Origin of the sequence: Streptomyces europaeiscabiei (assembly GCF_001550375.1) — a bacterium.
In the GTDB taxonomy this organism is placed as follows: domain Bacteria; phylum Actinomycetota; class Actinomycetes; order Streptomycetales; family Streptomycetaceae; genus Streptomyces; species Streptomyces europaeiscabiei.
This window is the reverse complement of the sequence record NZ_LRTR01000085.1, coordinates 1-7,248: the sequence shown is the minus strand read 5'-3', so window position 1 is coordinate 7,248 and position 7,248 is coordinate 1. Positions and strand designations below refer to the sequence as shown.

At 71.7% G+C, this 7,248-nt stretch carries 5 protein-coding genes and 1 pseudogene; 3 read left to right on the top strand and 3 right to left on the bottom strand.

The window, feature by feature from the left end; all coding sequences use genetic code 11:
• The first annotated feature begins 291 nt into the window (after positions 1-291).
• The gene (locus tag AWZ10_RS03710) at positions 292-1,338 is read left to right on the top strand and encodes a rhamnogalacturonan acetylesterase (protein WP_046708515.1); all 1,047 of its coding nucleotides are present in this window, start codon (positions 292-294) and stop codon (positions 1,336-1,338) included.
• 203 nt (positions 1,339-1,541) lie between these two features.
• Positions 1,542-3,290 (top strand): DUF2264 domain-containing protein, encoded by a 1,749-nt coding sequence (locus AWZ10_RS03705; RefSeq protein ID WP_060890420.1) that lies wholly within the window; start codon positions 1,542-1,544, stop codon positions 3,288-3,290.
• Here the strand turns inward: AWZ10_RS03705 and AWZ10_RS03700 are convergent.
• From AWZ10_RS03700 to AWZ10_RS03690, 3 genes are all read right to left on the bottom strand, one after another.
• On the bottom strand, positions 3,235-4,638 hold the full coding sequence (locus AWZ10_RS03700; protein WP_060890419.1) for a hypothetical protein: 1,404 nt from the start codon (positions 4,636-4,638) through the stop codon (positions 3,235-3,237). The genes AWZ10_RS03705 and AWZ10_RS03700 overlap by 56 nt on opposite strands.
• A 97-nt stretch (positions 4,639-4,735) precedes the next feature.
• Positions 4,736-5,320, bottom strand: a complete 585-nt coding sequence (locus AWZ10_RS03695) for a TetR/AcrR family transcriptional regulator (protein ID WP_060890418.1) — start codon at positions 5,318-5,320, stop codon at positions 4,736-4,738.
• 174 nt (positions 5,321-5,494) lie between these two features.
• Complete coding sequence (locus AWZ10_RS03690; RefSeq protein ID WP_060890417.1) at positions 5,495-6,814, bottom strand: jacalin-like lectin; 1,320 nt, start codon at positions 6,812-6,814, stop codon at positions 5,495-5,497.
• A gap of 252 nt (positions 6,815-7,066) precedes the next feature.
• Between AWZ10_RS03690 and AWZ10_RS03685 the strand changes: the two are divergent.
• Positions 7,067-7,248: pseudogene (locus AWZ10_RS03685) on the top strand (histidinol-phosphatase); the annotation flags it as partial.

Genomic DNA, 7,248 nt, shown 5'->3' with positions numbered 1-7,248 from the left:
GAGAGCGGCGCCCGCGGCCGTGGCGGCGGTGCCTACGACGAAGCCGCGCCGGCCCAGGCCGGGAGCGGTGGCGGACGGTCCGTCGGTGGATTCGGACATGGGGGTCCTCCTCGGGTGGTGTGGGGGGAGGGCGGGTGATTCGGAAGGGTGACAGTTGAATCGTTTTCGCGAAAGGGCTTTCGCGGCACGGAAGTTGGCAATCATGTGAATACGCGCTGGCATCTAGAAAGCGCTTGTCAAACGATGTACCGTCCAGCCGCCGGGCCTTGTCATTCCTCGGGAGGAGCCGCAATGAGACGTTTCACCATCGCCGCGCTGACGGTGGCGACGACCCTGGGCACCGTGCTCACCGCCGTGCCGGCCGAGGCGGACTCGGGCCGGCCCGTGCTGGGCCTGGAGAACTGTGCCGCGAACGTCTGCCACTTCGACGTCCCCGCCGGCACCTACGACGTGAGGGTTCGCCTCGGCGGGGAGGAGGCGGCGAGCACGGTGATCACCGGCGAGACGCGCCGCACCCTCCTGGCGGAGACGGCGACGGACGCCGGCGAGCACGTCCGCCACACCTTCACCGTCGACGTCCGCACCCCCGAGGGCGAGCCGACCGGCGCCGACGGCACCGCCGGCCTGGACCTCGTCGTCGGCGGCTCGGCGCCCGCCCTCGCCGACATCCGCGTGACCCCCGCCGAGCGGTCCCGCCAGATCTTCCTCGTCGGCGACTCCACGGTCTGTGACCAGCCCGGCGACCCGTACTCCGGCTGGGGCCAGCAGCTCCCGCAGTACCTGAGGAAGGGCGTCTCAGTCGCCAACCACGCCGACTCCGGCGAGAGCACGGTGTCCTACCTCGCCGACCCGCGACTGTGGGCCACCGTCCAGCCGCGGATCCGACGCGGCGACCTGGTCCTGATCCAGCTGGCCCACAACGACAAGCAGACCGACGAGGCCACCTACCGGGCCAACCTCGAAACCCTGGTCGCGGGCGTCCGCGAGAAGCGCGGCAAGCCGGTCCTGGTGACCCCCATCGTCCGCCGCTGGTTCAACTCCGACGGCACCCTGAACAACAACACGGCCCTGCTGGTCAACGGCCTCGGCGTCGACCACCCGGCGGTCACCCGCTCGGTCGCCGCCGCCCACGACGTGCCCCTGATCGACCTCACCGCGAAGACGAAGGCGCTGGTCGAGTCCCTGGGCACCGAGGGCTCCAAGGCGCTCTACCTCTACAACGAGAAGCGCGACAACACCCACACCTCGGTGCACGGCGCGACCGTCTACGCCGACCTCGTCCGAGACGAACTCGTCGCCCAGGGTCTGGTGCCCGAGGGGAAGACCAGGGTGGGATAAGACCCCTGGGGCGTTCCGACCGGAACCGGGGCGCCCCAGGTCTGTACGCGGGAGGGCTCGGGGGTGCGGATTGTACGGCGGGTGCGGGTGGGCGGGGGCTGGTCGCGCAGTTCCCCGCGCCCCTTGAAAGACCAGCCCCCACCCACCCGCAGATGACCAACTCACCCAGCCACCCCGGCCCTCCCCGTCAGAAAGCGCACCGCATGCCCTCCCAGCCCCAGGACGACCGCACCCTCAGCCCGTACACCGGCTACACCCGCGCCCACTGGGAGGCGGCAGCCGACTCGCTGCTGGCCGCCGTGGAGCCGTACGCGACCGCCGACGGAGCGCTGTACTACTTCCCCGGCGACCGCACCAGCTGGACGGGCCGGCTCTCCGACGGACTGGAGGGATACGCCCGTACGCTGCTGCTCGCCGCCTTCCGCCGCGACGAGAAGGCGCTCGCGCGGTACGCGGACGGCCTCGCGGCCGGAGTGTCCGGCGTCTGGCCCCGCATCGAGGACCGCAGCCAGCCCCTCGTGGAGGCCGCGTCCATCGCCTTCGCGCTGCGCATCACGCGGGAGGTGCTCTGGGACCGGCTCGACGACGGTGTCCGACAGCGGACGGCGGCCTGGCTCGCCGACGCGCTCACCGCCGAACCCTGGCCCTGCAACTGGGAGCTGTTCCCGGTGACGGTCGGCGGCTTCCTCGAAGAGATCGGCCACGAACCGGAGCTGTCCCGCCGGGTGATCGACCAGCGGCTCGACCGTATCGAGCAGTGGTACCTCGGCGACGGTTGGTACACCGACGGCGACGGCCGCAAGTTCGACTACTACAACGGCTGGGCCATGCACCTCTACCCGGTCCTGCACGCCTGGCTCGCGAACGACGAACGCCTCCTCGCCCGCTACGGCGACCGGCTGTCGGCCCATCTCGCCGACTACGCCCGCCTGTTCGGCGGCGACGGTGCCCCCCTGCACCAGGGCCGCTCCCTCACCTACCGCTTCGCGACGACCGTCCCGCTGTGGCTGGGCGCCCTCACCGGCCGTACGCCGCTGTCGCCGGGCGAGACGAGGCGGCTGGCGTCGGGCGCGCTCAAGTACTTCCTCGACCGGGGCGCGGTGGACGACCGCGGCCTGCTGTCGCTGGGCTGGCACGGCCCCGACCCCGCTGTGCTGCAGGGCTATTCGGGCCCCGCCTCCCCGTACTGGGCCAGCAAGGGCTTCCTCGGTCTGCTCCTGCCGCCGGACCACGAGGTGTGGACGGCGACGGAGGAGCCGGGCCCGGTGGAGCGGGCGGACGGGCTGCGCCCCGTGGGGCCGCCCAACTGGCTGCTGCAGTCCACGCGTTCGGACGGCCTGGTCCGCCTCCACAACCACGGCAGCGAGGACGTCCGCTACGACCCGTTCTACACACGGCTCGCGTACTCGACGGTGACACAGCCCGTGCCCCTCGCGGAGCCCGCCGAGGCGTACGACAACAGCGTGATCGTCGGCGGCGACGCCGGCCGCGTCGGCATCGAGCCGCTGGGCGTGGGGGAGGGCTGGGCGGCCTCCCGGCACTCGGTCGGTGAGACAGGTGCGCGGGTCACGAGCCTGGTGGCGGCCCGGGGCGCGGTCGAGGTCCGGGCCCACCTGGTGACGGACGCCGCCCCCGGCACTCCGGTGCGGATCACGGGATGGGCGGGGGCGGAGGGCGTCCGCACGGAGCTTCTCCCGGGGCACGGCCTGTCGTCGGACACGGACGGGCCCGGACTCGTGGGCCGGACCGGACAGGGGGCGACCCTCTTCGTCGCCCTCGCCCGCCTCACCGCCGACCCCGTCCCCCTGCCCCTCCCGGAGCTGGTCTCCGTGGAGGTGCGGGGGGCGTACGAGGTGTCCGTGAACTGGACCCACGGTGAGCGGGTCCGGTTCGTGTTCACGGCGTCAGACGGGCTACCTTCAGCGTCTTCGTGGTCGGTGACGCCCCGTTGAGGGTGGTCGTGTAGGACGGGGTGACCGGCGCGTACGCCCAGGTCAGCGTCCCGTCCTTCAGGACCGCGATGTCACCGCTGATACGGGCCTTGACGACCTTGTCGGCGCCCTGGAGCCTGCCGTTCCAGTCGACGAGGCGGAAGTGGGTGCCGGTGAAGGTACCGGTGCAGGTGCCGCTCGCGCACTTGGCGTTCTTCAGGGTCTCGTAGGAGACGAGGAGCCGGTTCTCGCCGTACGGGGCGACACGCACGTTCACGTGCTCGGTGCCCTTGGCGGAGGTGAGGTGGACCGGCTTGCCCGAGGGGGTGTCGCGGTTCTTCAGGAACGCGATGGCGACCTGGTGGGTGCTGGTCCTCGGCTCGACCGTCCAGCCCCGGCCGCTGGAGTCGTCCGGGTTCTTCTTGGCCGAGGCGGCGCCGCGCGAGGCGAACGCGGTGGCGTAGCGGCCCGTGGAGGACTTCACGATCTCGCCGGTGCGGCCGGCGAAGGTGCCGCCGCAGTAGCCGGCCCAGCACTGCTCGCGCTGGACGACCGGCGCGTTGTCGGGGGCGGCGATACCGGTGGACACGAACAGGCCCGAGCGCCAGTCGTCGAAGCAGAGGGAGGTGAAGTTCCCGCTCGTCTCGGCGCGCAGGGCTATGCCCTCGTTGTGGGAGCAGCCCCAGCCCCAGCCGCCGCCGAGCTTCTTGCCCTTCGGGCCCACGTACGACAGCTTGTCGCCGAAGTGGCCGTCGGCGAAGCCGCCCGCGCCGTGCACGACGAAGTAGGCGCCGTACTTCTTGCCGTTCCAGGCGAGCTGGCCGTCGAGCAGCGGGGCCGTGTCGTCGGAGGAGGCGCCGGTGAGCCTGGTGCGCCAGGTCTGCTTGCCGTTCTGGTAGCGGATGAGCGCGGCGGCCGTCTCCTTCCACTTGTTGGTGTCGGAGACCCGGGTGAGCAGCGCGAACCCGTCGTCGTGCGCGACGAGACCACCGACCTCCTTCGTCCCCTTGACGACCGTGTCGGCACCGGAGCGCTTGCCGGCCGCCGTCAGCGGCGTGACGTGGACACCGTCCGACGCGGGCCAGGCGACCCGCAGCGTGCCGTTCGGCGCCACGGCCGTCGCCGTCCGCGTCCACTCCCGGCTGTTGTTGTAGCCGGCCGAGAGGTAGGGGAACTTCGCCGGCAGGCTCACGGTCGTGTTCGTGACGGTGAGATCACCGGCCGCGGGGGCGGGCGCCGCCCCGGCGGTCGCGTACCAGGCGCCCGCCAGCACGGACGCGGCCACGAGCGAGCCGATGACCGGCTTGCGCGCGAGGTGGCGACGGCGGTGCCGGGGCGGGGCGGAGGAGGTGGGTGTTGCAGGTGTCATGTGCTGTGGTCGCACCCGTACGGCAGAAGGTTGCCGCCGGGAAGGAAGTTGTCGAGCCTCCAGGGCAGCCCCTTGCGGTCGGCCGTCCGCGACGGGGCTACGCCCCCTCGGTGAGTTCCCGGGGCCAGTGCGTGAGGGCCAGATGCAGCGCCTCGACGGACCTGTCCCACGACCTCCGTACGTCGCGGGGCGCACCGAAGCCGCCCTGGGCCTCCAGGGCGCAGAAGCCGTGGAAGGTGCTGCGCAACAGCCGTACGGCGTCCGTGAGATCGGGTTCGTCGAGGCCGTACGCGCGGAGCATGCCGTAGGTGATCTCGGCGGTGCGGCGCAGGGCGGGGGAGTCGGTGACGAGGGCCTGGTCGACGGGGAGCTGCGTGGCCGCGTACCGGCCGGGGTGCCGCAGGGCGTACTCCCGGTAGGCCCCGGCGAAGGCGGCGAGCGCGTCCTTGCCGGCCCGCCCGGCGACGGCCGCCGCGATCACGTCGATCATCTCGCCGCCGGCGAGCAGGGCCATCCGGCCGCGCAGGTCCTGGAGGTTCCTGACGTGCGAGTACAGGCTCGCGTCCTTGACCCCGAAGTGGCGGGCCAGGGCGGAGAGCGAGACGTTCTCGAAGCCGACCTGGTCGGCGAGATCGACGGCGGCCGCGGTGATGCGGTCGGGGGTGAGGCCGACTCGGGGCATGGGCCACCTCTGGACGGGACGAGAACCTAGGAGCTCTAGGTTAAGGGCTGGACGCCCGCATGCCGTACGAGGATCTCGTCGGCGGTTCCGTGCCGTGCCGGGGCTGCCCGAGCGGCCCCACCCCGTGACGGACGGGGTGGGGCCGCGGGGATCAACGGTCGCCGCGGGCGGTGCTCAGCCGATCGGCGCGTACAGCACGCCCAGCTTGTCGATCTCGTCGCCCCCGCGGCCGGTGAAGCCGACGATCTGCCAGCCGGAGGGAGCGGTGAAGGTCTTGGCGTCGGAGGTGGCCGTGCCGGAGGCGAGGGTACGGCCCTTGTCCGTGCCGAAGGCGGCGGAGAAGATCCGGGTGCGGCCGTCCTTCTGGCCCTGTGTCAGCTTCACCGAGGTGAGGTGCTCGCCGGAGGCCAGGGTGAGGGAGGCCGCCGTGCCGCCCGTGCCGCCGTGGGTCAGGGTCGTACCGCCGTCGTGGGTGAGCGAGACCGCGTCGAGGCGGGAGGCGCCGCGCAGGGTCAGGGTGCGGGGCGAGACCGTCGAGGGGAGGTTGTCCGCGTCGTTGTACGCGGTGCCGTGCGGGCCGCCGAAGAAGTCACTGGCCCGGAGGCCGGAGTTGAGCTTCCAGGAGAAGTCGACGGTGTGCGGGAAGTGGTCGGAGAGGTTGCCGCCCGCCGAGTCGAGGAACTTCGCCCAGTCGTTGTTGTAGCGGTTCGCGGTCAGGTCGACCACGTTGCTGTCCCGGTAGAAGACCTTGTCGACGACCTCGCAGTCGTTGGTCGGGGCGGTCGTCGGGCAGACCAGCGCGTCGGCGCCCAGAGCCGGGGCGACACCGCCCTTGACCAGCTGCACCCACGGGTCCGTGAGCCCGTTCTCCGACACGAGCGAGCGGATGTTGTCGCCCGTGCGGGTGTAACGGGTGTTGGTGTCACCCATGACGATCACCGCGTTGCCCGCCGAGTTCGCCCTGATGAACTCCGAGAGCTGCGTGACGTTGGCGCGGCGGGCGGCGAGGGCCGCGTCGTCGGAGTCGGCGTTCGTGTGCACGTTGTAGAGGTCGACGAAGACGCCCTCGTCGAGCCGCACCCGGGCCAGCGAGAAGCCCTTCGGTGTGAGGCAGTTGGTGCCGGTGCAGCTGTTCCACTTCACCCGCTCGAAGTCGTCGAACGCGTAGTCGGAGAGGGTGTTGAGGCCGTCGCCGAAGGGCACCCCGCCGCTGGTCGCCGTGCGGTACGGGTGGTTGTCGCCCGCGTACAGCGCCGCGTGGTAGTTGAAGTCCTCCTGCACGTTCACGATGTCGTACGCCCCGAGGCGCGGCGAGATCAACGGGGTGTTGGTCGCCGGTTTGCCGGAACTGAGCCCCTCCGGGAGACCGGCGACGTTGTACGTCAGCACGTTGAACGTGCCGCTGGTGGCGGCCGCGGCCGGCGTCGCACCGGTGGTGGCGAGACCGGTGACGGCCAGCGTGCCGGCGGCGAGGGTGCCGAGCAGTCTTCTCATGGGGCTCGTGGGACTCATGGGGTTCTCCGGAGGGCGGGGGGAAGTTGAGCGGTGCTCAGGTTCGATGCCAACCAGTGTGACGTGCAAGGCCAGTTGGGGAAACAGTGAGGGACGAGGTGATCCGCCGTATCCATGGCACCCCCTGGCCATCCCTTGATCGTTCGACGTTCATGTGCCGCCTCGATCCTCCACAGGCGGCGGGTTCGCGTCGCGAAGCAGCCGCGGAAGGCAGCGGCATCCGGGAGGCGTTTCATGGGGCACGGGCACGCGCACGGTCATCACCACCACGGACACGAGCACGGACACGACCACGGGGACGTGACGGCCGCGCTCCCCGCCGCCTTCGACGCCTCCGTGCCCGACGAGGCGCTGACCCCCGAGCAGCGGTCGCGCCGCTCCCTGCTGCGTCGTGCGGGCCTGCTGGGCGCGGGCCT

Excerpts from the sequence above, each read along its gene's own strand:
- AWZ10_RS03695 (WP_060890418.1), bottom strand. The coding sequence starts at position 5,320 with ATGCCCCGAGTCGGCCTCACCCCCGACCGCATCACCGCGGCCGCCGTC.
- AWZ10_RS03705 (WP_060890420.1), top strand. The coding sequence starts at position 1,542 with ATGCCCTCCCAGCCCCAGGACGACCGCACCCTCAGCCCGTACACCGGC.
- AWZ10_RS03690 (WP_060890417.1), bottom strand. The coding sequence starts at position 6,814 with ATGAGAAGACTGCTCGGCACCCTCGCCGCCGGCACGCTGGCCGTCACC.
- AWZ10_RS03700 (WP_060890419.1), bottom strand. The coding sequence starts at position 4,638 with ATGACACCTGCAACACCCACCTCCTCCGCCCCGCCCCGGCACCGCCGT.
- AWZ10_RS03710 (WP_046708515.1), top strand. The coding sequence starts at position 292 with ATGAGACGTTTCACCATCGCCGCGCTGACGGTGGCGACGACCCTGGGC.